Annotated in this window: 21 protein-coding genes; 10 read left to right on the forward strand and 11 right to left on the reverse strand. The window is 52.1% G+C overall.

Going from position 1 to position 25,955, the window contains the following annotated elements; translation table 11 throughout:
- Positions 1-360: 360 nt before the first annotated feature.
- Together asnS and pncB are read right to left on the reverse strand one after the other, a co-directional pair.
- A complete protein-coding gene (gene asnS, locus IMQ48_RS11765) occupies positions 361-1,761 on the reverse strand; it encodes an asparagine--tRNA ligase (RefSeq protein ID WP_135322491.1) in 1,401 nt (466 codons plus the stop codon).
- Positions 1,762-1,928: 167 nt separating this feature from the next.
- Complete coding sequence (gene pncB, locus IMQ48_RS11770; protein ID WP_196209187.1) at positions 1,929-3,131, reverse strand: nicotinate phosphoribosyltransferase; 1,203 nt, start codon at positions 3,129-3,131, stop codon at positions 1,929-1,931.
- Between the two features lie 265 nt (positions 3,132-3,396).
- Between pncB and pepN the strand changes: the two genes are divergently transcribed.
- The gene (pepN, locus tag IMQ48_RS11775; protein ID WP_196209188.1) at positions 3,397-6,009 is read left to right on the forward strand and encodes an aminopeptidase N; all 2,613 of its coding nucleotides are present in this window, start codon (positions 3,397-3,399) and stop codon (positions 6,007-6,009) included.
- A gap of 104 nt (positions 6,010-6,113) precedes the next feature.
- Here the strand turns inward: pepN and ssuB are convergent, their stop codons facing one another.
- From ssuB to ssuE, 5 genes are read right to left on the reverse strand one after another with little or no spacing between them, the layout of a single operon-like run.
- Positions 6,114-6,881, reverse strand: coding sequence for an aliphatic sulfonates ABC transporter ATP-binding protein (ssuB, locus tag IMQ48_RS11780; RefSeq protein WP_196209189.1), 768 nt, complete (start codon positions 6,879-6,881; stop codon positions 6,114-6,116).
- Complete coding sequence (gene ssuC, locus IMQ48_RS11785; RefSeq protein WP_196209190.1) at positions 6,878-7,669, reverse strand: aliphatic sulfonate ABC transporter permease SsuC; 792 nt, start codon at positions 7,667-7,669, stop codon at positions 6,878-6,880. Before ssuC ends, ssuB begins: the two co-directional genes overlap by 4 nt.
- Before the next feature lie 11 nt (positions 7,670-7,680).
- Positions 7,681-8,826: an FMNH2-dependent alkanesulfonate monooxygenase gene (gene ssuD, locus IMQ48_RS11790; protein ID WP_196209191.1), complete on the reverse strand. Its 1,146-nt coding sequence runs from the start codon at positions 8,824-8,826 to the stop codon at positions 7,681-7,683.
- Positions 8,823-9,797 (reverse strand): sulfonate ABC transporter substrate-binding protein, encoded by a 975-nt coding sequence (locus IMQ48_RS11795; protein ID WP_196209192.1) that lies wholly within the window; start codon positions 9,795-9,797, stop codon positions 8,823-8,825. Before IMQ48_RS11795 ends, ssuD begins: the two co-directional genes overlap by 4 nt.
- On the reverse strand, positions 9,790-10,365 hold the full coding sequence (gene ssuE / locus IMQ48_RS11800) for an NADPH-dependent FMN reductase (protein ID WP_196209193.1): 576 nt from the start codon (positions 10,363-10,365) through the stop codon (positions 9,790-9,792). Before ssuE ends, IMQ48_RS11795 begins: the two co-directional genes overlap by 8 nt.
- 243 nt (positions 10,366-10,608) lie before the next feature.
- Between ssuE and pyrD the strand changes: the two genes are divergently transcribed.
- Positions 10,609-11,619, forward strand: a complete 1,011-nt coding sequence (gene pyrD, locus IMQ48_RS11805; RefSeq protein ID WP_196209194.1) for a quinone-dependent dihydroorotate dehydrogenase — start codon at positions 10,609-10,611, stop codon at positions 11,617-11,619.
- 165 nt (positions 11,620-11,784) lie between these two features.
- Positions 11,785-12,327: a cell division protein ZapC gene (zapC, locus tag IMQ48_RS11810; RefSeq protein WP_196209195.1), complete on the forward strand. Its 543-nt coding sequence runs from the start codon at positions 11,785-11,787 to the stop codon at positions 12,325-12,327.
- Here zapC and IMQ48_RS11815 read toward each other — a convergent pair.
- Positions 12,324-13,430 (reverse strand): YcbX family protein, encoded by a 1,107-nt coding sequence (locus IMQ48_RS11815; RefSeq protein ID WP_196209196.1) that lies wholly within the window; start codon positions 13,428-13,430, stop codon positions 12,324-12,326. The genes zapC and IMQ48_RS11815 overlap by 4 nt on opposite strands.
- Positions 13,431-13,528: 98 nt before the next feature.
- On the opposite strand from IMQ48_RS11815, the gene rlmKL reads away from it, so the two are divergent.
- The 6 genes from rlmKL to rmf all read left to right on the forward strand — a co-directional run bounded on the left by rlmKL (position 13,529) and on the right by rmf (position 21,454).
- On the forward strand, positions 13,529-15,637 hold the full coding sequence (gene rlmKL, locus IMQ48_RS11820) for a bifunctional 23S rRNA (guanine(2069)-N(7))-methyltransferase RlmK/23S rRNA (guanine(2445)-N(2))-methyltransferase RlmL (RefSeq protein ID WP_196209197.1): 2,109 nt from the start codon (positions 13,529-13,531) through the stop codon (positions 15,635-15,637).
- Positions 15,638-15,649: 12 nt separating this feature from the next.
- The gene (locus tag IMQ48_RS11825) at positions 15,650-17,557 is read left to right on the forward strand and encodes an ABC transporter ATP-binding protein (protein WP_196209198.1); all 1,908 of its coding nucleotides are present in this window, start codon (positions 15,650-15,652) and stop codon (positions 17,555-17,557) included.
- Between the two features lie 14 nt (positions 17,558-17,571).
- Positions 17,572-18,825 (forward strand): membrane integrity-associated transporter subunit PqiA, encoded by a 1,254-nt coding sequence (pqiA, locus tag IMQ48_RS11830; RefSeq protein ID WP_196209199.1) that lies wholly within the window; start codon positions 17,572-17,574, stop codon positions 18,823-18,825.
- Positions 18,826-18,829: 4 nt separating this feature from the next.
- Complete coding sequence (gene pqiB / locus IMQ48_RS11835) at positions 18,830-20,470, forward strand: intermembrane transport protein PqiB (RefSeq protein ID WP_196209200.1); 1,641 nt, start codon at positions 18,830-18,832, stop codon at positions 20,468-20,470.
- Positions 20,467-21,030 carry a membrane integrity-associated transporter subunit PqiC gene (gene pqiC, locus IMQ48_RS11840; protein WP_196209201.1) on the forward strand — a complete coding sequence of 188 codons (564 nt, stop codon included), beginning with the start codon at positions 20,467-20,469 and terminating at the stop codon, positions 21,028-21,030. Before pqiB ends, pqiC begins: the two co-directional genes overlap by 4 nt.
- Before the next feature lie 256 nt (positions 21,031-21,286).
- Positions 21,287-21,454 carry a ribosome modulation factor gene (gene rmf, locus IMQ48_RS11845; RefSeq protein WP_003035871.1) on the forward strand — a complete coding sequence of 56 codons (168 nt, stop codon included), beginning with the start codon at positions 21,287-21,289 and terminating at the stop codon, positions 21,452-21,454.
- Positions 21,455-21,591: 137 nt separating this feature from the next.
- On the opposite strand, the gene fabA is transcribed toward rmf, so the two are convergent.
- Entirely contained in the window at positions 21,592-22,110 is a 519-nt protein-coding gene (gene fabA, locus IMQ48_RS11850) for a bifunctional 3-hydroxydecanoyl-ACP dehydratase/trans-2-decenoyl-ACP isomerase (protein ID WP_003035875.1), read from the reverse strand.
- Positions 22,111-22,178: 68 nt separating this feature from the next.
- Positions 22,179-23,939, reverse strand: a complete 1,761-nt coding sequence (locus IMQ48_RS11855) for a Lon protease family protein (protein WP_196209202.1) — start codon at positions 23,937-23,939, stop codon at positions 22,179-22,181.
- A gap of 185 nt (positions 23,940-24,124) precedes the next feature.
- Between IMQ48_RS11855 and matP the strand changes: the two genes are divergently transcribed.
- Positions 24,125-24,577: a macrodomain Ter protein MatP gene (matP, locus tag IMQ48_RS11860; RefSeq protein WP_196209203.1), complete on the forward strand. Its 453-nt coding sequence runs from the start codon at positions 24,125-24,127 to the stop codon at positions 24,575-24,577.
- A 97-nt stretch (positions 24,578-24,674) separates the two neighbouring features.
- On the opposite strand, the gene ompA is transcribed toward matP, so the two are convergent.
- Positions 24,675-25,733: a porin OmpA gene (gene ompA / locus IMQ48_RS11865; protein WP_196209204.1), complete on the reverse strand. Its 1,059-nt coding sequence runs from the start codon at positions 25,731-25,733 to the stop codon at positions 24,675-24,677.
- Positions 25,734-25,955: the final 222 nt, after the last annotated feature.

The following is a 25,955-nucleotide window of genomic DNA, read 5'->3' on the forward strand; positions in this document are numbered from 1 at the left end:
CTAAAAAACATCAACTGCATTTCTATTTATATGATTTTCTTATATTTAATTATCATAATGACGTTTTTCTGTACGAAAAATGAAAAGTCCGATTTTTACAGTTAACAATTTTTAGCCATCCAGAATGCCGTGCAAATGGTTAAAAAGTGGTCTAGTTAATCAGAAAATGCTAATCCACAATAAAAATACTGATTATTTTTTGTGCATGGATATTACAAAGAAATATTGCGTAACAGGATGAATGGGGTGAGGGGTTGTACTCAGGAAGGGTAGTGAGTCTGTCGTAGGTGAAAAATCGTTGGATGGACGACGGATATAAAAAAGGCCAGCAATGCTGGCCTTTGGCAGAATCATTCAGGATCAGAAGCTGGCGTTACGCGGCGTACGCGGGAACGGAATAACGTCACGCACGTTTTGCACGCCGGTGACGTAGGCAATCAGACGTTCAAAGCCCAGACCGAAACCGGAATGCGGAACGGTGCCGTAGCGACGCAGATCGCGATACCACCAGTAGTCTTCTTTGTTCAGACCCATTTCCAGCATACGGGCATCAAGCACGTCCAGACGTTCTTCACGCTGGGAACCGCCGATGATTTCACCGATCCCCGGCGCCAGTACGTCCATAGCCGCGACGGTTTTACCATCTTCGTTAAGGCGCATATAGAACGCTTTAATATCTTTCGGGTAATTTTTAACCACTACCGGTGCTTTAAAGTGCTCTTCGGCGAGATAACGCTCATGCTCGGAAGACAGATCCACGCCCCAGTAAACCGGGTTCTCGAATTTTTTACCGCATTTTTCCAGAATGCTTACTGCGTCGGTGTAATCCACCTGCGCGAAGTCAGCCTCAATGAAACGTTCCAGGCGTGAAACCGCGTCTTTGTCGACACGTTCAGCGAAGAACTTCATATCGTCTGCACGTTCTTCCAGTACGGCTTTGAACGCGTACTTCAGCATGGCTTCAGCCAGACCCGCAACATCGTTCAGATCGGCAAATGCAACTTCTGGCTCCAGCATCCAGAACTCAGCCAGATGGCGGCTGGTGTTGGAATTTTCTGCACGGAAGGTCGGTCCAAAGGTATAGATTTTGGACAGGGCACAGGCGTAGGTTTCGCCGTTCAGCTGACCTGAAACGGTCAGGAACGCTTCTTTACCAAAGAAGTCTTTATCGAAATCGACTTTACCCTGATCGTTACGCGGCAGGTTTTCCAGATCCAGCGTTGAAACGCGGAACATTTCACCGGCGCCTTCGGTATCGGAAGCGGTGATCAGCGGAGTTGATACCCAGAAGAACCCCTGCTCATGGAAGAAGCGATGCAGCGCTTGCGCCAGTGTATGACGTACGCGCGCGACCGCACCAATCATGTTGGTACGTGGACGCATATGCGCCACTTCTCGCAGGTACTCAATACTGTGACGTTTTGCAGCCATTGGATAGGTATCAGGATCGTCAACCCAGCCGGTCACTTCAACTTCGGTGGCCTGAATTTCAAAGCTCTGTCCCTGTCCAGGAGATGCAACGACTTTACCCGTTACGATAACCGAGCAGCCCGTCGTCAGACGTAATACGTCTTGATTATAATTGGGCAGAGAATTATTAATGACGGCCTGTACAGGATCAAAGCAGGAACCGTCATAAACGGCGAGGAAGGAGATGCCAGCTTTTGAATCTCGGCGGGTACGCACCCATCCGCGCACGGTGACTTCGCTGTCAACGGCTACGCGGCCCTGGAGTACGTCGGCTACAGGCACTACGCTCATAATAGTCTCTCTGTTAATAGTCGGATATATAAACACATGTCCACCCGTAAATGGGGGGGATACCTATGTTACCTGGCATCTGCAATCAGACAAGCAGAATTCGTAGCTGGAGTGAAAGATTTCGGAAATAAACGCGAAAAGGGAGTCGAAACGACTCCCGGGAGAGATTAACTGGCTTTTTTGATATGCGGAAGATCGAAGGCTTTACGCAGCGCGCGGACAAACGCTTTATCATGACAAATGGTTTTACCCGGGCTGTCGGATAACTTCGCCACCGGTTTGCCGTTGCATTCAACCAACTTGATAACGATATTCAGCGGCTTGACCTGAGGAATATTGCAAGTCAAGCGTGTGCCAATCCCAAAACTCAGCTGCACGCGAGAAGAGAAGTGGCAATACAGTTCGATCGCTTTCTTCAAATCAAGGTTATCCGAGAACACCAGCGTTTTACTCAGTGGATCGAGACCCAATTTCTCGTAATGCGCGATGGCTTTTTCGCCCCATTCCAGCGGGTCGCCTGAGTCATGGCGCAGGCCCTGATAGCGCGTCGCAAACTCAACGCCGAAATCGCGTAAAAAGGCGTCCATGGTGATGCAGTCGGTTAGCGCAATGCCGAGTTGATCAGGGTACTCGTTCAACCAGGCGGCAAGCGCGACGCGCTGGCTGGTGGCAAGCTTGGGGCTAATTTGCTGATGCGCCTGGAACCATTCGTGCGCTTGAGTCCCCATTGGGGTTAATGACAGGCGACGGGCGAGATCGTAGTTACTGGTGCCCACAAACCACGGCTCTTGCTGAAGACGTTTAACAATCGCCTGCTGCACGTCACGCGAAAAACGACGACGCGTACCAAAATCCATCAGATGGAAGCGGGACATATCGACATTTTTCGTTAAAGCAGAGAATTCGACTAGTTTGCCTTCCAGTTCATCCAACGCCTGTGGCACACCGGCTTCTGGTGAACGGTAACGATGTACCAGCTCGCTAATTACTGCCAGCAGCGGAACTTCCCACATGATGACTTCACGCCACGGACCGGTTAAACGAATATTCAGTTTACCGTTATCGTTGGTGACGCACACCTGCTGCGGGTTATAGCGGAAATCCCGAAGCCAACTGAGGTAATCAGCTTTAAAGAAAGGCAGGCCGGAGAGCCACTGGTACTCGTCCTCCTGCAGTTGCAGGTGCTGCATAGCATTCACCTGCTCGCGAATAGAATCGGCATAAATACCGAGCAGGTCATCGCCACGGCAACGAAATTCAGCCGCTACTTGTACATCATAGTAGTGGTGAAAAACGGCTTGCTGCATATGCAACTTATAAGCGTCTGTATCCAGCAGCGAGTGCAGAACAGGAGAAGCGAATTGTGTCATAGGTGCGCAGTAGCATCCTCTCACGGGAGCGTTTAGTACAATAAACAACTAAGAAAACCGCTGGAGTATACCCTGTTTAGCGATTTATTGAAGCCCGATCACACCATAAGCTGACTTTCTGGTCGAGGGCAATTCGTGCCTCGTGTTATACAAATGTAGCAAAAAGGGTGTTTGTGCCTGAAAAGATGAACATTCTGCGTAGCGCGATTTACACAACAGGAATAGACTGAACCCGAGACTCTACCATAGATGCTAAAGGTTTTTTATGACACAACAGCCACAAGCCAAATACCGCCACGACTACCGTGCGCCGGATTACCAGATTACTGATATTGACTTGACCTTTGACCTGGATGCTGAAAAAACCGTGGTCACTGCCGTGAGCCAGGCTGTCCGTCAGGGTGCATCTGATGCTTCTCTGCGCCTGAACGGCGAGGATCTGACCCTGGTGTCAATCCACGTGAACGACGAACCGTGGACAGAGTATAAAGAAGAAGAGGGGGCGCTGGTCATCAGCCACCTGCCGGAACGTTTTACGCTGCGTATCGTGAATGAAATCAGCCCGGCGGCGAATACCGCACTTGAAGGTCTGTATCAGTCCGGTGAAGCACTGTGCACACAGTGCGAAGCAGAAGGTTTCCGCCATATTACCTGGTATCTCGACCGTCCTGATGTGCTGGCACGGTTTACCACTAAAATTATCGCCGATAAAGCCCGCTATCCGTTCCTGCTGTCTAACGGTAACCGCATTGCTCAGGGCGAGCTGGATAACGGTCGTCACTGGGTACAGTGGCAGGACCCGTTCCCAAAACCGTGCTATCTGTTCGCGCTGGTGGCCGGTGATTTCGATGTCCTGAGCGATACTTTTACCACACGTTCCGGGCGTGAAGTGGCGCTGGAACTGTACGTCGATCGCGGTAATCTGGATCGCGCGCCGTGGGCGATGACTTCGCTTAAAAATTCCATGAAGTGGGATGAAGAGCGTTTTGGCCTGGAGTATGACCTCGACATCTACATGATTGTTGCGGTGGACTTCTTTAATATGGGGGCGATGGAGAATAAAGGTCTGAATATCTTTAACTCCAAATACGTGCTGGCGCGTACCGATACCGCCACCGATAAAGATTATCTCGATATTGAACGTGTGATCGGCCACGAATACTTCCACAACTGGACCGGCAACCGCGTGACCTGCCGCGACTGGTTCCAGTTGAGCCTGAAAGAAGGGCTAACCGTGTTCCGCGACCAGGAGTTTAGCTCCGACCTCGGCTCGCGCGCTGTTAATCGGATCAGCAATGTGCGTACCATGCGCGGTCTGCAGTTTGCCGAAGACGCCAGCCCGATGGCGCATCCTATCCGCCCGGATAGCGTCATCGAGATGAACAACTTCTATACCCTGACCGTGTATGAAAAGGGTGCGGAAGTGATTCGGATGATCCACACCCTGCTGGGAGAGGCGAATTTCCAGAAGGGGATGCAGCTCTATTTTGAACGTCATGACGGCAGCGCAGCGACCTGTGATGATTTCGTGCAGGCGATGGAAGACGCGTCTAACGTCGATCTCTCGCATTTCCGCCGCTGGTACAGTCAGTCCGGTACGCCGATTGTGACCGTGCGTGATGACTATAACCCGGCCACCGAGCAGTACACGTTGACGATAAGTCAACGCACGCCGGCTACACCGGAGCAGGCGGAGAAACTGCCGCTGCATATTCCTTTTGCCATCGAGTTGTATGACAACGAAGGCAAAGTGATCCCGTTGCAAAAAGGCGGGCATCCGGTGAATTCCGTGCTCAACGTCACTCAGGCGGAACAGACCTTTATCTTTGATAACGTCTACTTCCAGCCGGTTCCGGCGCTGCTGTGCGAATTCTCTGCACCGGTAAAACTGGAATATAAATGGAGCGATCAGCAGTTAACGTTCCTGATGCGTCACGCGCGTAACGATTTCTCCCGTTGGGATGCGGCGCAAAGCCTGTTGGCCACTTATATTAAGCTGAACGTTGCTCGCCATCAGCAAGGGCAACCGCTGTCGCTGCCGGTACACGTGGCTGATGCGTTCCGTGCCATTTTGTTGGATGAGAATATTGATCCGGCGCTGGCCGCAGAGATCCTGACGCTGCCTTCAGCGAATGAAATTGCCGAGCTGTTTGAGATAATCGATCCGCTGGCGATTACTGAAGTGCGCGAGGCATTAACCCGTACTCTGGCTGCCGAACTGGCAGATGAGTTCCTGGCCGTGTATAACGCCAACCATCTTGCAGAGTACCGCGTTGAGCATGGCGATATTGGCAAACGCACGCTGCGTAATGCTTGTCTGCGTTTCCTGGCTTTCGGCGAAACGCATCTGGCAGATACCCTGGTGAGCAAGCAGTACCGTGAAGCCAATAACATGACTGATGCGCTGGCGGCCCTGTCTGCGGCGGTCGCGGCACAGTTGCCGTGTCGCGATACGCTGATGCAGGCGTACGATGACAAGTGGCATCATGACGGCCTGGTGATGGATAAATGGTTTATCCTGCAATCCACCAGCCCGGCGGACAACGTGCTGGAAACGGTACGCAGCCTGTTGCAGCATCGCTCCTTTAGCATGAGCAACCCGAACCGTATTCGTTCTTTGATTGGCGCTTTTGCGGGCAGCAACCCGGCGGCGTTCCATGCGGAAGATGGTAGTGGCTATCAGTTCCTGGTCGAGATGTTGACCGAGCTGAACAGCCGTAACCCGCAGGTGGCCTCACGTCTGATTGAGCCGCTGATCCGCTTGAAACGTTATGATGCTAAACGCCAGGCGAAGATGCGTGCGGCGCTTGAGCAACTGAAAGGTCTGGAGAATCTGTCCGGCGATCTGTTCGAGAAGATAACCAAAGCGTTAGCTTGATACGTTGACCTGTCGTTTTGTAGGCCGGAAAAGGCGGTAACACCGCCATCCGGCAAAATGCCCGGTGGCGCTCACGCTTACCGGGCCTACAACGTCCTGAACGTTTATCCATGCAGTCGGATTGACTGTTCTGCCTCGCCACGCTGCATCACCCTATTCAACACTTTCGCTTCCAGTTCCGCCAGGCGCACTGAACCTGGTCGGCGTGGCCGTGGAATATCGACCGTCAAATCCAGACCAATTTTTCCATCTTCAATCAGCAACACGCGATCGGCCATCGCCACCGCTTCGCTGACGTCATGTGTAACCAGCAGTACGGTAAATCCCTGCTTTTGCCACAGAGAGACAATCAAATCCTGCATTTCCAGACGAGTTAGCGCATCCAGTGCGCCGAGCGGTTCATCCAGCAACAGCAGTCCTGGATGATGGATTAATGCACGGGCCAGCGCCACACGCTGTTTTTGCCCGCCGGAAAGGGCGGCAGGCCATTCCAGCGCGCGATTTTCAAGCCCAACGGACGTCAGTGCATCGCGGGCTGCATCTTGCCAGTGGCCCTTCAGACCCAGGCCAACGTTATCAACGACTGATTTCCACGGTAGCAGGCGTGCATCCTGGAACATCATTCGCGTATCATGCTGAATATCCGCCAGCGGCGTGGTGCCCGCGAGCAATTCCCCCGCGGTGGGTGCTTCCAGACCGGCCAGCAGACGCAACAATGTGCTTTTTCCACCGCCGCTGCGACCGACAACGGCAACAAATTGCCCCGCCGGAATATGCAAATCTAACTGATTGAGCACCGTATTGGTGCTGTAGCTTTTTGTTACGCTGCTAAGCAGCAGCGGGGTTCCCTGATTTAAACGAGCGGTATTCATACGGTGGCCTCCTTAGTATGGTAAGCCGGGTTCCAGCGTAGCCAGATACGTTCCAGTAATTGCGCACTGACATCGGCCAGCTTGCCGAGTAGGGCGTAGAGAATGATGGCCACCACCACCACATCCGTTTGTAGAAACTCGCGGGCATTCATTGCCAGATAGCCAATACCCGCGTTAGCCGAAATCGTTTCTGCCACGATAAGCGTTAACCACATCAGCCCGAGGGCAAAACGCACGCCAACCATGATCGAGGGGAGCGCGCCGGGCAGTATCACATGGATAAATAGTGAAATACCGGATAACCCATAGCTGCGCGCCATTTCCACTAATCCACGATCAATATTGCGGATCCCATGCCATGTGTTGATATAAATCGGGAATAAGGTGCCCAGCGCGACAAGAAAGATCTTGGCGGACTCATCAATACCGAACCACAAAATGACCAGCGGGATCAGCGCCAGATGCGGTACGTTACGCAGCATCTGCACCGAGGTGTCCAGCAGGCGCTCGCCCCAGTGTGACAGGCCGCTTATCAGTCCCAGCGTCAGACCAATTGATCCGCCAATGGAAAAGCCGATCGCGGCCCGCCAGGAGCTAATCGCCAGATGTTGCCAAAGCTCGCCGCTGACAGAAAGCGTCCAGAAGGCTTCTACCACACCTTCCGGGGAGGGCAGAATGCGGGTCGACAGCCAGCCCATGGACGATGCCAGTTGCCAGAATACGACCAGGCCGAGCGGTAAAAACCACGGCGCAAGGCGTAGTAACCACTTATTTTGCGGCGTTGCCATCATTAGGCTCCTTAGCGTTGCGCGACCCTACGCGGAATAAATTCGTTTGCCACCGCTTCACCCTGTTGATGCAGGCGTTGCGGCTGCGGTATTTCTGGGATCGAGACATCCAGATGTGGGAATAGCAGCTCGCCGACCCGGTAGGCTTCTTCAAGGTGTGGATATCCGGATAGCACAAAGCTGTCGATACCCAGTGCGGCATACTCGTTAATCCGTGCCGCCACCGTTGGACCATCCCCTACCAGTGCCGTTCCGGCCCCGCCGCGTACCAGTCCTACGCCAGCCCACAGATTCGGGCTAATTTCCAGCTGGTCTCGCTTGCCGTTGTGCAGCGCCGCCATTCGTTGCTGACCCACAGAGTCGGTTCTGGCGAAGGCGGCCTGGGCTTTAGCAATCGTGTCATCATCCAGATGGGCGATCAGGCGATCTGCTGCCTGCCACGCCTCTGCGGTGGTCTCGCGTACAATGACGTGCAAGCGAATACCAAAGCGGATCTTTCGCCCCAGAGCTGCCGCTTTTGCCCGTACCTGCTCAATCTTCTCTTTCACCAATTCGGGTGGCTCACCCCAGGTCAGGTAGAGATCAACCTGTTCGGCGGCAAGATCCTGTGCCACGTCGGAAGAACCACCGAAGTACAGCGGAGGATGGGGTTGTTGCACGGGTGGGAAAAAGAGTTTTGCCCCACGGACGTGAACGTGTTTACCGTTAAAATCCACGGTTTCGCCCTGCAGCAAGCGCCGCCATACCTGGGTAAATTCGGCGGAGGCTTCATAACGCTCAGTGTGATCGAGAAAAACACCATCACCAGCCAGCTCTTGTGGATCGCTACCGGTCACCAGGTTAAATAACGCCCGACCGTTAGACAGCCTGTCGAGCGTCGCCGCCTGGCGTGCAGCAACCGTTGGTGAGGTAACGCTGGGGCGCAGAGCGACCAAAAATTTTAACCGCTGAGTGACCGGGATCATAGAGGCAGCTACCAGCCAGGCATCTTCACAGGATCGACCGGTTGGGATCAGCACCCCGGTAAACCCCAGACGATCGGTCGTTTGCGCGATTTGTTGCAGATAACCGTGATCGACCGGGCGTGAACCTTCTTCTGTACCCAGATAATGGCCATCACCGTGTGTGGGTAAAAACCAGAACATGTTCAGACTCATAATGTTGCTCCTGCTTGCTGAGTGGGCTGCCAGATACGCTGGTGAATATCGATTTTCTTTGGCAGCAACCGGTTGTCATAAAACAGATCGGCGGTTTGTTGTTGCAGGGCGGCAACAGAGGCGCTGACGGGGGTAATGGTGGTTGGCGGGCGGTGATCCAGATAGGACGCGATGACTGGCTCAGGCAGCCCCATGGTTTTAGCCAGCAGGGTGATGCTCTGCTGACGTTGACTGAGCGTTAAGGCATCGGCCTGGCTGAAAGTGTCCAGCACACCAAGAACAAATGTCCCGTTTTTCTCGGCATAGGGGCGTGCGGCGAGATAAAACGATCCGGTCTGTTTGAGGTCGGTGCCGTCTTTTAACACGCGTACGTCACCTTGTAGTAAGGCAGCGGAGTAATACGGGTCCCAAATTGCCCACGCATCCACATTCCCCTGTTGGAAAGCGGCACGCGCATCGGCGGGCGTCAGATAGGAGGCCTGGATATCGGTAAATTTCAACCCAGACTGCTGCAGGGCACGCAGTAACAGATTGTGGGCACTGGAGCCTTTCTGGAAAGCGACCTTATGTCCTTTAAGCTCTGCGACAGTGTCGATTGGGCTGTTTTTCGGCACCAGGATCACTTCCGCTTGCGGTTTTGGCGGCTCGACGCCCACATAGACGAGATCGGCCCCGGCGGCCTGGGCAAAAATCGGCGGGATATCACCAGTGCTGCCGAGATCGATACTGCCAATATTGAGTGCTTCCAGCATTTGCGGCCCTGCCGGGAACTCAATCCACGAGATTTTGGTCTGCGGGTAGCGTTTCTCCAGTAGCTGATGGCTTTTCGCCAGCACCATGCTGACGCTTCCTTTCTGATAGCCAATGCGCAGGGCGTCTGGCGTGGTCTCTGCGGCGTGAACCAGTGTGGTAAAAGACAGCAGTCCGGTCAGTGCCAGCCACGGTGTATGACGCTTGAGTAAATTAAGCATGGGCCGCACCCCGCAGAGCGTTCAAGTGCGAAAACTGGGCATCACGGCGCTGCAACGCCTGCCAGAAGGTATCGAGTGCACTGTCCAGACGCAATTGCAGGTTCGGCGTAAACTGCGGCTTATGCTGATAATCAACAACCTGCGACTCATCGGCGAAAACGCCGTGTAGGATCTCCTGGGCCTTCAGTGCGCTGAGTACCGGTTTCAGGGCGTAATCAACGGCCAGTAAATGCGCCACGGTGCCACCGGTCGCCAGTGGCAGCACTACTTTACCTTCCAGTACGCGTTCAGGGAGCAGATCAAGCAAGGTTTTCAATGCCCCGGAGTAGGCGGCTTTGTAGACCGGGGTGGCGACAATCAGTCCGTCTGCATCTTGTAACTGTTCAATAAACGTCTTCAGCGCCGGGCTATCGAAGCGCGCATAGATCAGATCCTCGGGTTCAAAATTGTGCAGATTCCAGTGAAAGACGTCGACATCCTGTCCGTTCAGTTTTTCTCGTGCATATTCCAGTAAGGCGCTGGAGCGAGAGGGGAAGCGTGGGCTGCCCGCCAGAGTAATAACACGCATATTGACGATCTCTCCTTATAACCAATTGTTCGTTTTTATTTAACATTGATAACAATTCATGCAGTCTGGCAGAGAGGTTTTGTTTATCGAAATGATTTATGCGGGATAGAAAAGCTGAAAATTGGATAAAAGAAGGGCTGGAAAGAAAACGTTTGCGTTTTATTGCCGCAGGTCAATTCCCTTTTTGTTCACGATCGCACATAATACGCACCCGGTTTGCACACCGGGAATCCAGGAGAGTTCATGTACTACCCCTTCGTTCGTAAAGCCCTTTTTCAGCTCGATCCAGAGCGCGCTCATGAATTGACATTCCAGCAATTACGTCGCATTACGGGCACGCCGCTCGAAGCGCTTGTCCGCCAGAAAGTCCCGGCAAAACCGGTGACCTGCATGGGGCTGACGTTTAAGAATCCGCTCGGTCTTGCCGCCGGACTGGATAAAGATGGGGAGTGCATTGATGCACTCGGTGCAATGGGGTTCGGCTCGATCGAGATTGGCACCGTGACGCCACGTCCTCAACCGGGTAACGATAAGCCGCGTCTTTTCCGTCTGGTTGATGCAGAAGGTTTGATCAACCGCATGGGCTTCAATAACCTGGGCGTTGATAACCTAGTAGAGAACGTTAAGAAATCGCATTTTGACGGTATTCTCGGGATCAATATTGGTAAGAACAAAGATACCCCGGTAGAGAACGGCAAAGATGACTATCTGATTTGTATGGAAAAAGTCTATGCCTATGCTGGCTATATTGCGGTTAATATTTCCTCACCAAATACCCCAGGGTTACGCACGCTGCAATACGGCGAAGCACTGGATGATTTGCTGACGGCAATTAAAAATAAGCAAAACGATCTCCAGGCGATCCACCATAAATATGTTCCGGTGGCGGTAAAGATCGCACCGGATCTTTCTGAAGAAGAACTGATCCAGGTTGCCGACAGTTTAGTTCGCCATAATATTGATGGCGTCATTGCCACCAACACCACACTCGATCGCTCCCTCGTACAGGGAATGAAAAATTGCGATCAAATGGGGGGACTGAGTGGTCGACCGTTACAATTAAAAAGCACCGAAATTATTCGCATGTTGTCCCGGGAATTAAAAGGACAACTACCGATTATCGGGGTTGGCGGTATCGACTCGGTCATTGCTGCGCGTGAGAAAATATCCGCAGGGGCTTCCCTGGTTCAGATTTATTCCGGCTTTATTTTTAAAGGTCCGCCGTTGATTAAAGAAATCATCACCAATATCTGAATACTACCTTAATCACAAACCAGGGCTTTATTTCTGGCCCTGGTTGTTTTATATTCCTTTACTGTTGCTTATTTAAACATTCTGAGCTTTTATTATTAGGGCAATAAACGAAGCGGCAAAAGGATACTGTCGTAACGACGATGATTAAGGAATGGAGAGACACTGATGCGAATTAAACCCGACGATAACTGGCGCTGGTATTATGATGAAGAGCACGATCGTATGATGCTCGATTTAGCCAATGGCATGTTATTTCGTTCGCGTTTTGCGCGCAAAATGCTCACACCCGATGCATTCTCTCCGTCCGGTTTTTGCGTTGATGATGCCGCGCTTTATTTTTCTTTTGAAGAAAAGTGCCGTGACCTGGATTTAGCCAAAGAACAAAAAGCGGAGCTGGTGCTCAATGCGTTGGTAGCTATTCGTTATCTGAAACCGCAAATGCCAAAAAGCTGGCACTTCGTGGCGCACACTGTTAGCTGGTCACCTGTCGTCGGCGACGCTGCCTGCGTGTATTTAAGCGATACCGAGGAACAGGTCAATCTGTTAGTGGTTGAGCCGGGGGAAAATGCGGCCCTGTGTCTGCTGGCACAGCCGGGTGTGGTTATTGCCGGGCGTACCATGCAGCTTGGTGACGCCATTAAAATCATGAATGACAGACTGAAACCGCAACTCCCTGTCGACAGTTTCAGCCTTGAGCAAGCCGTTTAACTCTCCAGCTTGACTGCCGTTTTTGGTACACAACTGCAGCAAAGAATCGTCCCGTCATCGCCAAGCGCTGATTTTTTCAGTGGGCTGACTTCGCCTTCTACCAGCCGAACCCGGCAGCATCCACAGATCCCCGCCCGGCAAGAATAGGGAACCCGGATCCCCTGATTTTCCAGTTGTTCCAGTAACACCTGCTGATTGTTGCCGCGAAAGGTGTGCCCCTGCCAGTCGATAAGCACGCTGGCATCAGGCTGCTGCTCGGTGACGGTATCATCGGATTCCGCAGCACGGTACGCTCTGGCGGGCCCGGTGGCCAGAATTTCAACCTCATCACCAACGCGGATCACGCCGCTGTTGCGGGCAATCAGATTCTGACCAAAATCGACATCGCCGTTGTCCACCGCGCTGCGGAAGGTTTGCAGCGTTGCCAGCGGCTCGCCGGACGGATGCTTCTGACCTTTTTCAGGGCTAACGGTGGTGAAAATACAGCGGCTACAGGGTTTTGCCACATCAAAGATGACGTCACCAATACGAATTACCTTCCAGGTGTCCTCTTCCCAGGCGCCAGCCCCTGAGACCACCAGATTGGGGCGAAACTGCTCCATTCTGATACTGGCCGGGCAGCGTTGCTGCACATCGCGCAGTGATGCTTCATTAGTCAGAAGGTAAGGAAAACCATCGGCGAACGAGAGCGGTACGCCATCGTGGCGCTTCACCCGGCGCGTTAACTGCGAGCCAACCCAGCGCAACTGCACATCGCGCGAGAAAAAACCGCTGAGCCACTGATTGATAGCCGTTGGTGCAATACGTGCAGTAAAATGGTTTCCCCAGACTTCCGTTGGTGCATCCTGGGTGGCGAAGTCGGCAAAACGGACCAACGCGCTGCTGCCGTCGGGTGCGGTTAAGTGCAACCCATCGTGCAAAGGGGAAGGGGTAAAACGGACCATCTGGGGGAACTGCCGGGCGGTGATGAACGTTCCGTCGGGTTCGGTAACCATAAATATGCGGTCAAAGGCCAGACCGCTAACGTCTGCCAGGGCGTGCGTGAGCCCAATACCGCGCATTGATTTAACCGGATGAACAAAAAGTCGGGTTAACGTTACCACTGTACAGTCCCTCGAACGAAAATAAGCCTTCAACTTTATGACAAGGGCGCGAGATTAGCTATAATGCGCAGCAATTTTATTGGAGTAAAAGTGACATTATGAATTCTCTGTTTGCCAGTACGGCCCGTGGGCTGGAAGAGCTGTTAAAAACTGAACTGGAAAACCTCGGCGCCGCGGAGTGCCAGGTGGTTCAGGGTGGGGTCCATTTTAAGGGCGACACGCGGCTTGTTTACCAGAGCCTGATGTGGAGCCGCCTGGCCTCGCGCATTATCCTGCCAATGGGAGAGTGCAAGGTCTACAGCGATCTTGATCTGTACCTCGGTGTTCAGGCAATCGACTGGACAGAGATATTTAACCCTGGAGCGACGTTTGCCGTGCATTTTAGCGGCTTGAACGACACCATTCGTAACAGCCAGTACGGCGCATTAAAAGTAAAGGACGCGATTGTCGATTCCTTTACCCGTAAAAATCTGGCGCGTCCGAATGTAGATCGTGAATCTCCCGATCTGCGTATTAACGTCTGGCTGAACAAAGATACCGCCAGCATTGCACTCGATCTTAGCGGTGATGGTCTGCATCAGCGCGGCTATCGCGATCGTGCCGGTCAGGCGCCGATCAAAGAGACATTGGCTGCGGCCATCGTGATGCGTTCTGGCTGGCAGCCGGGTACGCCGCTGCTCGACCCAATGTGTGGTTCCGGTACGCTGCTGATTGAAGCCGCGATGTGGGCAACCGATCGCGCACCCGGTCTGCATCGTGGCTACTGGGGCTTTAACGGTTGGGCGCAGCATGATGAAGCAGTCTGGCAAGAGGTGAAAGCGGAGGCACAGGTTCGCGCGCGTAAAGGGCTGGCGGACTATACATCGCACTTCTATGGCTCTGATAGCGATGCGCGAGTAATTGAAAAAGCGCGCAGCAACGCCCGCCGCGCAGGGATTGCCGATCTGGTGACGTTTGACGTCAAAGATGTGGCGAAACTGAGCAATCCGTTACCGAAAGGTCCGTATGGCACGGTTATCAGCAACCCGCCGTACGGTGAACGTCTGGATAGCGAACCGGCGCTGATCGCATTGCACAGCCTGCTGGGCCGCACGATGAAAAACCAGTTTGGCGGCTGGAACTTGTCTCTGTTCAGCGCCTCTCCTGATTTGCTCAGCAGCCTGCAATTGCGCGCTGATAAGCAGTTTAAAGCTAAAAATGGCCCGCTGGACTGCGTACAGAAAAACTATCACGTCGCAGAAACCACCGCAGACAGCAAACCTGCAACGGTGGCAGAAGACTATGCTAACCGCCTGCGTAAAAATATTAAGAAGCTGGAAAAATGGGCGCGTCAGGAAGGCATTGAATGCTATCGCTTGTACGATGCTGATTTGCCGGAATACAACGTCGCGGTTGATCGCTACGGCGACTGGGTCGTGGTTCAGGAGTATGCACCGCCGAAGACTGTTGATGCTCAAAAGGCTCGTCAGCGTCTTTTCGACATCATTGCCGCCACGCTGTCGGTGCTGGATATTGCGCCGAATAAACTGGTGCTGAAAACCCGTGAACGGCAGAAAGGGAAAAATCAGTATCAGAAGATGAATGAGAAGGGCGAATTCATTGAGGTGAGCGAGTACAACGCGCGCCTGTGGGTTAACCTGACCGACTATCTTGATACCGGTCTGTTCCTGGATCACCGTATTGCTCGCCGCATGCTGGGCCAGATGAGCAAGGGTAAAGATTTCCTCAATCTGTTCTCTTATACCGGTAGCGCCAGCGTACATGCCGGACTCGGCGGTGCACGCAGTACCACTACGGTCGACATGTCTCGCACTTATCTCGAGTGGGCGGAACGTAACCTGCGACTCAACGGGCTGAGCGGTCGTGCGCACCGTTTAATTCAGGCTGACTGCCTGGGCTGGCTGCGAGAAGCCAATGAACAATTTGATCTGATCTTCATCGACCCACCGACCTTCTCTAACTCTAAACGTATGGAAGACTCGTTTGACGTGCAGCGCGATCATCTGGCGCTGATGAAAGATCTGAAGCGTCTGCTGCGTAAAGACGGCACGATCATGTTCTCTAACAACAAACGTGGATTCCGTATGGATCTCGAGGGTTTGGCTGAACTGGGATTGCAAGCACAAGAAATTACCCAAAAAACGCTTTCCCAGGACTTTGCCCGTAACCGTCAGATTCACAACTGCTGGCTGATTACCGCAGCCTGAAAGGAAAAATAAATGTCATTAATCAGTATGCATGGTGCATGGCTGTCGTTTAGCGATGCGCCGCTTCTTGATAATGCTGAACTGCATATCGAAGATAACGAACGCGTCTGTCTGGTTGGTCGCAATGGCGCGGGTAAATCGACGCTGATGAAGATCCTCAACCGCGAACAGGGTCTTGACGACGGACGTATTATTTATGAACAGGATCTGGTTGTGGCGCGTCTGCAGCAGGATCCACCGCGTAATGTGCAGGGTAGCGTCTACGATTTCGTTGCCGAAGGTATTGCAGAACAAGCGGTTTACCTCAAACGTTATCACGATATCTCGCATCTGGTGATCACCGATCCGAGTGATAAAAACCTGCAGGAACTGGCGAAGGTTCAGGAACAGCTGGATCACCACAATCTGTGGCAGTTGGAAAGCCGTATCAACGAAGTACTGGAACAGCTTGGGCTCGAACCAGACATGGAGCTGGCATCGCTTTCCGGCGGCTGGCTGCGAAAAGCTGCGCTGGGCCGGGCGTTAGTGAGCAATCCGCGCATATTGCTGCTGGATGAACCGACCAACCACCTGGATATTGAAACCATCGACTGGCTGGAAGGGTTCCTGAAAACCTTTAACGGAACGATCATTTTTATTTCCCACGACCGTTCGTTTATTCGCAATATGGCAACGCGCATTGTCGATCTCGATCGCGGCAAGCTGGTGACCTACCCAGGAAATTACGATCAGTACCTGCTGGAGAAAGAAGAAGCGCTGCGGGTAGAAGAGCTACAGAATGCGGAGTTTGATCGCAAACTGGCGCAGGAAGAAGTCTGGATCCGCCAAGGCATTAAAGCACGCCGTACCCGTAACGAAGGCCGTGTGCGTGCGCTGAAGGCGATGCGTCGGGAGCGGGGTGAACGTCGCGAAGTGATGGGCACCGCCAGGATGCAGGTTGAAGAGGCGAGCCGCTCGGGCAAAATCGTCTTTGAAATAGAGAATGTTGATTACCAGATCAAGGGCAAGCAACTGATAAAAGACTTCTCGGCGCAGGTACAGCGTAGTGACAAAATTGCGTTAATTGGACCTAACGGTTGCGGTAAAACAACGCTGATCAAGCTGATGTTGGGTCAGTTACAGGCTGATAGCGGTCGTATCCATGTGGGTACAAAACTGGAAGTGGCCTATTTTGACCAGCACCGCGCGGAACTGGATCCCGATAAAACCGTTATGGATAACCTTGCGGAAGGTAAGCAAGAAGTGATGGTTAACGGTAAACCGCGCCACGTTCTGGGCTACCTGCAGGACTTCCTGTTTCATCCTAAACGGGCGATGACACCAGTGCGGGCGCTCTCTGGTGGGGAGCGAAATCGTCTGCTGCTGGCACGTCTTTTTCTGAAGCCCAGTAATCTTTTGATTCTCGATGAACCAACGAACGATCTCGACGTCGAAACGCTGGAACTGCTCGAAGAGCTGATTGACGGTTATCAGGGCACCGTTCTGCTGGTCAGCCACGATCGTCAGTTTGTAGATAACACTGTAACGGAGTGTTGGATCTTCGAAGGTGGCGGCAAAATTGGTCGTTATGTAGGCGGTTACCACGATGCTCGTGAACAGCAATCACAGTATGTGGCGTTTAAACAGCCAGTCGCGAAAAAAATAGAGGAAGTTGCTGCTCCTAAAGCAGAAATTGTAAAACGCGGCACCAGCAAACTAAGCTATAAACTACAGCGCGAACTGGAGCTGCTCCCCGCTCAACTCGAAGAGCTGGAAGCTAAACTGGAAACGTTACAAGCTCAGGTCGCTGATGCCTCATTTTTCAGCCAGCCGCATGAGCAAACGCAGCGGGTATTAGCTAACCTGAGCGAAGCGGAACAAGAACTTGAGCAAGCCTTTGAGCGCTGGGAGTATCTTGAGTCTTTGAAGAATGGCGCATAATTAAAGGAGCGCATATGTGCGAACATCACCATGCCGCGAAGCATATTTTATGCTCGCAGTGTGACATGCTGGTGGCATTACCGAGCCTTACGCATGGTCAAAAAGCGGCATGTCCGAGATGTGGCACGACATTAACTGTTGCGTGGGACGCGCCAAGGCAGCGTCCCACTGCTTATGTTATCGCAGCATTGTTCATGCTGCTTTTATCGAACCTCTTTCCGTTTGTGAACATGAATGTCGCTGGAGTGAGCAGTGAAGTGACGCTGCTGGAAATTCCCGGTGTTCTGTTTTCGGAAGACTACGCCAGCCTCGGTACCTTCTTTTTATTATTTGTGCAGTTGGTTCCCGCCTTTTGCTTGTTCACCATCTTACTGCTGGTGAATCGGGCTGAGATGCCCTGGCGGCTTAAAGCGTGGCTTGCGCGTATTCTTTTTCAATTAAAAAGCTGGGGGATGGCAGAAATCTTCCTCGCTGGCGTGCTGGTGAGCTTTGTTAAGCTAATGGCCTATGGTGATATCGGCGTGGGCAGTAGTTTCATCCCTTGGTGTCTATTTTGTGTTCTTCAGCTGCGCGCCTTTCAGTGTGTCGATCGGCGCTGGTTGTGGGATGATATCGCCCCGATGCCGGAGGTTAAGCAAGTCTTAAAACCCGGTGTTCCTGGTATCCGACAGGGATTACGTTCATGTTCCTGTTGTACCGCGATCCTTCCCGCCGATGAGCCGGTCTGCCCGCGCTGTCAGACAACGGGATATGTGCGGCGTAAGAACAGTCTGCAATGGACGCTGGCGCTTCTGTTTACGTCGATCATGCTTTATCTGCCCGCCAATATTATGCCGATCATGATTACTGACTTATTAGGGTCAAAACTGCCGTCGACGATTATTGAAGGCGTTGTTTTAATCTGGAGTGAAGGCTCTTATCCGGTGGCGGCGGTCATCTTTATTGCCAGTATTTTGGTGCCAACGTTAAAAATGATCGCGATTGCCTGGTTGTGCTGGGATGCCAAGGGGCACGGCAAACGCGACAGCGAGCGCATGCACCTGATTTATGAAGTTGTAGAATTTGTCGGTCGGTGGTCAATGATCGATGTTTTTGTGATTGCGGTACTCTCTGCGTTGGTGCGTATGGGAGGGTTGATGAACATTTATCCTGCAATGGGTGCTTTGATGTTTGCTTTAGTCGTCATTATGACAATGTTTTCTGCGATGACATTTGATCCACGTCTGTCGTGGGACCGTGAACCAGAACCAGGCCATGAGGAGTCCTGACAGCATGGAATCTAAAAGTGGGGAAGCCAAAGTGCAAAAGGTTAAAAACTGGTCGCCCGTGTGGATATTTCCAATCGTCACTGCACTCATCGGCGCGTGGGTCCTGTTTTATCACTACAGTCATCAGGGGCCAGTCGTTACGTTGATTACGACTAATGCCGAAGGTATTGAGGGTGGCAAGACAACAATCAAGAGCCGCAGCGTGGATGTCGGCGTCGTCGAGAGCGCCACGCTAACAGACGATTTGACCCATGTGGAAATTAAAGCGCGTCTCAACTCGGGTATGGAAAAGCTGCTGCATAAAGACTCGGTCTTTTGGGTGGTGAAACCGCAGGTGGGACGTGAGGGAATCAGCGGCTTAGGTACATTGCTTTCCGGGGCTTATATTGAACTGCAGCCGGGAAACAAAGGCAGCCAGCTCAGTAATTATCAATTGCTGGACTCTCCACCACTGGCGCCGCCAGATGCGAAGGGGATCCGCGTAATTTTAGACAGCAAAAAAGCTGGCCAGTTAAGCCCTGGGGACCCGGTGCTATTTCGTGGATATCGCGTGGGGTCAGTTGAGACCAGCACCTTTGATGCGCAAAAACGCTCAATCAGCTATCAGCTTTTCATCAATGCGCCAAACGATCGCCTTGTTACCAGCAACGTTCGTTTCTGGAAAGACAGCGGTATTGCCGTCGATCTCACTTCTGCTGGGATGCGCGTGGAAATGGGGTCACTTACCACGCTGTTCGGCGGTGGAGTCAGTTTTGATGTGCCGGAGGGGTTAGAACAAGGGCAGCCAGTCGCACAACAGGCCACGTTCAGCCTCTATGATGATCAGAAAAGTATTCAGGATTCGCTGTATACGGACCATATTGATTACCTGATGTTCTTTAAAGATTCGATTCGTGGGTTGCAGCCTGGTGCCCCGCTGGAGTTCCGTGGTATTCGTCTCGGTACGGTTAGCAAGGTGCCTTTCTTTGCACCGAATATGCGTCAGGTCTTTAACAACGATTACCGTATTCCGGTTCTGGTACGTATCGAACCTGAACGTCTGAAGGCACAGTTAGGGGAAGAGACCGATGTGGGTGCCCACCTGGCCGAGTTGCTTAAGCGCGGACTGCGAGGATCGTTGAAAACGGGGAACCTGGTCACTGGCGCGCTGTATGTCGATCTTGACTTCTATCCGAAAGAACCACCGATTACGGGTGTGCGTGAATTTAATGGTTATCAAATTATCCCGACTGTGAGCGGTGGCCTGGCGCAGATCCAGCAGCGTCTGATGGAAGCTCTGGATAAGATTAATAATTTGCCTCTGAACCCGATGATTGAGCAGGCGACCACTACGCTTTCAGAAAGCCAGCGCACGATGAAACATCTGCAAACTACGCTGGATAATATGAATAAGATAACCGGTAGCCAGTCGATGCAGCAGCTCCCTGCGGATATGCAGAACACTCTGCGCGAGCTTAATCGTAGTATGCAAGGCTTCCAGCCGGGGTCCGCGGCCTATAACAAGATGGTGGCGGATATGCAGCGTCTTGATCAGGTTCTGCGTGAACTGCAACCGGTTCTGAAAACGCTGAACGATAAGAGTAACGCGCTGGTGTTTGAAGCGAAGGACAAAAAAGATCCAGAGCCGAAGAGGGCGAAACAATGAAAAAGTGGCTAGTGGTGATGATGGCGGTCTGGCTGACGTCATGCAGCTCAAGCGGAGAGAATAAAAGCTATTACCAGCTTCCTATCGCCCAGGGCGGCGTACAGAGTACCGCCAGCCAGGGAAACCGTCTGCTGTGGGTTGAGCAGGTAGCGGTTCCGGATTACCTGGCGGGAAATGGCGTGGTGTACCAAACCAGTGATGTGAAATACGTCATTGCTAATAGCAATCTGTGGGCTAGCCCGTTAGATCAGCAGTTGCGCAATACCCTTGTCGCCAACCTCAGCACACAGTTGCCAGGGTGGGTGGTTGCCTCTCAGCCCTTGGGCAGTACGCAGGACACACTCAACGTGACAGTGACCGGCTTCCATGGCCGCTACGATGGTAAAGTGATTGTCAGCGGTGAATGGTTGCTGAATCACCAGGGACAACTGATTAAGCGCCCGTTCCACATCGAAGCCGTGCAGACGCAGGATGGCTATGATGAGATGGTGAAGGTGCTGGCTAACGCCTGGACCCAGGAGGCGACGGCTATCGCTCAAGAGCTGAAACGTATTCCTTAAGCTTAAATAATTGTAAATTCCACCGCCTTCGGCTCTGCGCCCGAGGCGGTTTTTTTTATTTTTTTCTCAGCTGATATACCTGTTCTGACTCATGATTTTTGTACAAATGATTTACCGGGTAGTTCACAAATATGACACTGGCGTGAATTTTGCGCATTGACGAGTCTGATGTTTCGGGGTATTCGTTTAGTGTGATTGCACACTTAGTAATCACTGTTTTCTTTTCCACCAGACCCAAAGATGAGGGAAACGAGGCATGAAGAGACAAAAACGAGATCGCCTGGAACGGGCACATCAACGTGGATATCAGGCCGGCATCGCCGGACGCTCAAAAGAAATGTGTCCCTATCAGACGCTGAATCAACGGTCATACTGGCTAGGAGGCTGGCGAGAAGCCATGGGGGATAGGGTGTTAATGGCCTGATTCTGTCTCTTTAGATAAAAGAAACCTCCGCATGCGGAGGTTTCGCCTTTTTTAGCGTAGGCCGGATAAGGCGTTTACGTCGTCATTCGGCAATGACGCAGCGCCTGACGTTTTATCAGGTCCACAGATGCCCGCGATTAGAACGCAGACGTATCCTGGAAAAGGCCTACTTTTAGATCGTTCGCCGTGTAGATCAGACGACCATCTACCAACACTTCACCATCGGCCAGGCCCATGATCAGGCGGCGGTTAACGATGCGTTTGAAGTGAATACGGTAAGTGACTTTCTTCGCGGTCGGCAGAACCTGGCCGGTGAATTTCACTTCACCTACGCCCAGCGCACGGCCTTTGCCTTCACCGCCGAGCCAGCCAAGATAGAATCCAACCAGCTGCCACATGGCATCGAGACCCAGGCAGCCTGGCATCACCGGATCGCCGATAAAATGGCAACCGAAGAACCACAGGTCCGGGTTGATATCCAGTTCAGCTTCAACATAACCTTTGTCAAAGTTGCCACCGGTTTCGGTCATCTTGATGACACGGTCCATCATCAGCATGCTTGGTGCAGGCAGTTGTGGGCCTTTTGCGCCAAACAGCTCACCGCGACCAGAGGCAAGAAGGTCTTCTTTTGTATAGGATTCGCGTTTATCTACCATGTTCTCTGTAAGCCTTATCTTATTGAAGCACGCAGGATAGCTAACACGTGTACGCTGAACAAGTCCGATCAGTTCGGAATAATCCAGTTCAGCCAACGCAGTGGCCATGGAAAACGGTGACGACCTTCCTGTTGCGTTGCCGTAGCAATTCGCTCCTGGATGGTTTGCATCAACGTTGTTTGGCCTTCGCCATCCCACACCAAATTTAACAACAGTGGCAACGCATCGGTCACGTCATCCACCGCCCAAATAGTGAATTTCTCTTCTTCAACAGCCTGTAGAAGCGCGGGTTGCAGACTCAGATGCCGGACGTTGGCTGAAGGAATGATCACCCCCTGCGTACCCGTTAATTCTCGCTGCTGACAGATGGCGAAGAAACCTTCAATCTTCTCGTTCAAGCCACCAACAGGTTGCGCACGGCCAAACTGATCGACAGAACCGGTAATCGCGATACTTTGATTAACCGGAACATCGGCAAGGGCGCTAATCAATGCGCACAGTTCGGCCATGGATGCGCTATCCCCATCGACCTCACTGTAGGATTGCTCGAAAGTTAGCGAGGCAGAGAAGGGAATTTGCTGTTCAAGCTGCAGTTCCGACATCAGGAACGCTTGCATGATCATCATACCCTTGGCATGAATATTTCCGCCCAGTTCTGCTTTGCGTTCAACATCTGTAAATTCGCCATCGCCAATATGCACGACGCAGCTGATACGTGAAGGTTCACCAAACGCGCGAGGATGGCCTGGAAACTCAATCACTGACAGCGCGTTTATTTGCCCAATCTGTTCACCTTCCGTTTCGATGAGGATCTGCTCTTGCAGGATCTCATCCTGCATACGCTCGGCCAGGAAACCTTCCCGCCATTCGCGTTGCGCCAGCATCAGCCCCAACTGTTCTGCATTGCAGGTTTCGCCTTCACAAAGAGGGGCTACTTCCTTGAGCTGGCGGATGATCCACAGTGGATTCAGCGGTAATGTGGTTTGATCGCCGGTATAACGCACGGCCTCACGCACCAGTGTCAGCCAGGCATCTGGCGCGGGGTAAGGTAGATTATTGCGTCTGGCAGTATGCGTGACCCACTGACACCACAGGGCCATGGTTTCAGCATCTACTATCTGCAAGTTATCTTCAAACTCGCTATAAATAGCTTGTTCGGCTAATTCCGGTTCCATTTCCTGGAAGTCGGCCAACGATTCACGCTCACCCACTAATACCACTTTCAGTTTCAGCGGCATAGACGGTACGGAGACAGGAAGCGGACGGGATTCGTCAAAGGCTACCCAGTCGAAGCGCTCGTGGCTGACGATGGCTTTCAGGCGCATCCACAGCAGTGGTTGAGCTAATAAGGTGCGCAATGAAATAACCAGCACGCCCCCGTTGGCCTGATGCACCAGCCCCGGTTGCAGTGTAATTTCACCGTTGAATTGACGCAAACAGCCAAACAGTTGTTCGGCTTCAACCCAGTCAGCATTGACTACCTGAGTTAAGGTCGCAAAATTGTCTTCTGCTTGCTCCGCTGAGCGGTAACGTATGGTGTGACCAGCGGTTTCGTAATGGCCTCCGGTCAGGCTTCCGGCATCCGCGTGTAATGTACGTGCAGCCGTGGCGATAAGATTGAGATACTCAAGCTCTTCCGGCGCTTTCACCAGCATAAAAGAGGACGTTGCCCACTGCTGAAGCAGCTGCTCAAGCGCAAATTGTAAGCGTGGTTGAGTATCACTGAGTAAGGTGTCGGTTTCGTCAGTGACGTGCGGCTGTGCAAATATTTCCTGATAACTGTCGGTATCAGGAACCAGATCACGCCATGCAAGTTTCGTAATGGTCAAAGTTGATGTTTTTTAGTCTGTTGTAAAAAACGAGATTATACCGTAACCGGCAGCACTGCACACGTGGAATGCGCCGCTAAAGGGGGGCGATGACGCGCGATAGTTCACAGGCTGGATATTCTTTTCTTCAGATGCCCAAAAAGCTGATATTCTGATAAGAGTTACACGGTAACATTGAGATCGCAATGAAATATCAACAACTTGAAAACCTTGAAAGCGGCTGGAAATGGAAGTATCTGGTGAAAAAACATCGTGAGGGGGAATTGATTACCCGTTACGTGGAAGCCAGCGCTGCCGAAGAAGCCGTTGATTTATTGCTAACCCTCGAAAATGAACCGGTTCGGGTGAATACCTGGATTGAAGAACACATGAATACTGCGCTGCAAAACCGTATGAAACAAACCATACGGGCAAGGCGTAAACGTCACTTTAATGCAGAGCATCAGCATACACGTAAGAAATCTATCGACCTGGAATTCATGGTTTGGCAGCGTCTGGCAGGGCTTGCGCAGCGGCGTGGTAAAACGCTTTCTGAAACCATTGTGCAACTCATTGAAGACGCCGAACATAAAGAGAAGTACGCGAATAAGATGTCCACATTGAAACAGGATTTACAGGCGCTACTGGGAAAAGAATAGCGTGATGTTGGCTTCAGTGTGTTAAGCACTCGCGATTATTAGCGAATAACAGGTGAAAAAAAACCCCGCATCGCGGGGTTTTTTATTAGACGAGAACTTAAGCCTGAGGCTGAGTTACAACGTCTTTGATGCCTTTAACTTCGATCTCAACACGACGATCCGGAGCCAGGCAGTCGATCAGTGCAGCGCGAGCTTTCACGTTGTCACAGGTATTACCAGTAACTGGGTTAGATTCACCCATGCCACGTGCAGAGATTTTGTCAGAAGGAATACCTTTAGAGATCAGGTAATCAACAACGGACTGAGCACGTTTCTCAGACAGGCTCTGGTTGTAAGCGTCAGAACCGATACGGTCAGTGAAGCCCAGAACCACGACGGAACCGTCTTTCGGATCCAGGTTGCTCAGCTGGCTGTACATCTGATCCAGAGCCTGCTGGCCTTCTGGTTTCAGAGTAGCTTTGTTGAAGTTGAACAGAACGTCAGACTTCAGAGTGAAGTGCTTGGTCTGTACTTCTGGAGCCGGAGCCGGAGCGACAACTACTGGAGCTGCTTCTTCCTGCTGGCCGAAACGGTAAGAAACACCAACGCTCAACAGGCCGTTATCCGGACGACCACCAACGGTGTTTGCGTCACCGATGTTGTTGGTCCACTGGTATTCCAGACGGGTAGCGATATCAGGAGTAATTGCATACTCTACGCCGCCAGCGAATACTGGGGATACGCCAGTGTCGTGGTCTTTGAAGCCGTTGCTGCTTTTAGCGTCTGCACGCCAAACCATACCACCCAGACGGGTATAAACGTCCAGATCGTCAGTGATTGGGTAACCCAGTTTAGCGGTCAGCTGAACGCCCTGAGCTTTGAAAGCGCCGTTTTGATTAGTACCGTCGGCAGTGCCTTTGTACGGCATACGACCTAACCAGTCGTAACCCATTTCAAAACCAACGTACGGGTTAACCTGATAACCACCGAACGCACCAGCACCCAGTTGGCTTTCGTGGGTCGGGCCGGTGTTGTTGATCTGGTTGTTGCCTACATCATGGAACTGAGACCAGCCCATTTTAGCACCAGCATACCAGGTGTTATCTTTCGGAGCGGCCTGCGCCACGGTAGCGAAACCAGCCAGTGCCACTGCAATTGCGATAGCTGTCTTTTTCATTTTTTGCGCCTCGTTATCATCCAAAATTCGCCATGAATATCTCCAGAGAGATAACACGGTTAAATCCTTCACCCGGGGACCAGTTCAATAGTTACTCTACCGATATCTGCGGCTTAAGCCGAGCACCCCTGGCGATGTAAAGTCTACAACGTAGTTGAAAACTTACAAGTGTGAACTCCGTCAGGCATATGAAAAAAAAAGGCTTGTATACACAATATTTAA

It is taken from the genome of Citrobacter sp. Res13-Sevr-PEB04-36, from assembly GCF_015672735.1.
GTDB lineage: Bacteria > Pseudomonadota > Gammaproteobacteria > Enterobacterales > Enterobacteriaceae > Citrobacter.

Excerpts from the sequence above, each read along its gene's own strand:
- asnS (WP_135322491.1), bottom strand. The coding sequence starts at position 1,761 with ATGAGCGTAGTGCCTGTAGCCGACGTACTCCAGGGCCGCGTAGCCGTT.
- pncB (WP_196209187.1), bottom strand. The coding sequence starts at position 3,131 with ATGACACAATTCGCTTCTCCTGTTCTGCACTCGCTGCTGGATACAGAC.
- pepN (WP_196209188.1), top strand. The coding sequence starts at position 3,397 with ATGACACAACAGCCACAAGCCAAATACCGCCACGACTACCGTGCGCCG.
- ssuB (WP_196209189.1), bottom strand. The coding sequence starts at position 6,881 with ATGAATACCGCTCGTTTAAATCAGGGAACCCCGCTGCTGCTTAGCAGC.
- ssuC (WP_196209190.1), bottom strand. The coding sequence starts at position 7,669 with ATGGCAACGCCGCAAAATAAGTGGTTACTACGCCTTGCGCCGTGGTTT.
- ssuD (WP_196209191.1), bottom strand. The coding sequence starts at position 8,826 with ATGAGTCTGAACATGTTCTGGTTTTTACCCACACACGGTGATGGCCAT.
- IMQ48_RS11795 (WP_196209192.1), bottom strand. The coding sequence starts at position 9,797 with ATGCTTAATTTACTCAAGCGTCATACACCGTGGCTGGCACTGACCGGA.
- ssuE (WP_196209193.1), bottom strand. The coding sequence starts at position 10,365 with ATGCGTGTTATTACTCTGGCGGGCAGCCCACGCTTCCCCTCTCGCTCC.
- pyrD (WP_196209194.1), top strand. The coding sequence starts at position 10,609 with ATGTACTACCCCTTCGTTCGTAAAGCCCTTTTTCAGCTCGATCCAGAG.
- zapC (WP_196209195.1), top strand. The coding sequence starts at position 11,785 with ATGCGAATTAAACCCGACGATAACTGGCGCTGGTATTATGATGAAGAG.
- rlmKL (WP_196209197.1), top strand. The coding sequence starts at position 13,529 with ATGAATTCTCTGTTTGCCAGTACGGCCCGTGGGCTGGAAGAGCTGTTA.
- IMQ48_RS11825 (WP_196209198.1), top strand. The coding sequence starts at position 15,650 with ATGTCATTAATCAGTATGCATGGTGCATGGCTGTCGTTTAGCGATGCG.
- pqiA (WP_196209199.1), top strand. The coding sequence starts at position 17,572 with ATGTGCGAACATCACCATGCCGCGAAGCATATTTTATGCTCGCAGTGT.
- pqiB (WP_196209200.1), top strand. The coding sequence starts at position 18,830 with ATGGAATCTAAAAGTGGGGAAGCCAAAGTGCAAAAGGTTAAAAACTGG.
- pqiC (WP_196209201.1), top strand. The coding sequence starts at position 20,467 with ATGAAAAAGTGGCTAGTGGTGATGATGGCGGTCTGGCTGACGTCATGC.
- rmf (WP_003035871.1), top strand. The coding sequence starts at position 21,287 with ATGAAGAGACAAAAACGAGATCGCCTGGAACGGGCACATCAACGTGGA.
- fabA (WP_003035875.1), bottom strand. The coding sequence starts at position 22,110 with ATGGTAGATAAACGCGAATCCTATACAAAAGAAGACCTTCTTGCCTCT.
- matP (WP_196209203.1), top strand. The coding sequence starts at position 24,125 with ATGAAATATCAACAACTTGAAAACCTTGAAAGCGGCTGGAAATGGAAG.
- ompA (WP_196209204.1), bottom strand. The coding sequence starts at position 25,733 with ATGAAAAAGACAGCTATCGCAATTGCAGTGGCACTGGCTGGTTTCGCT.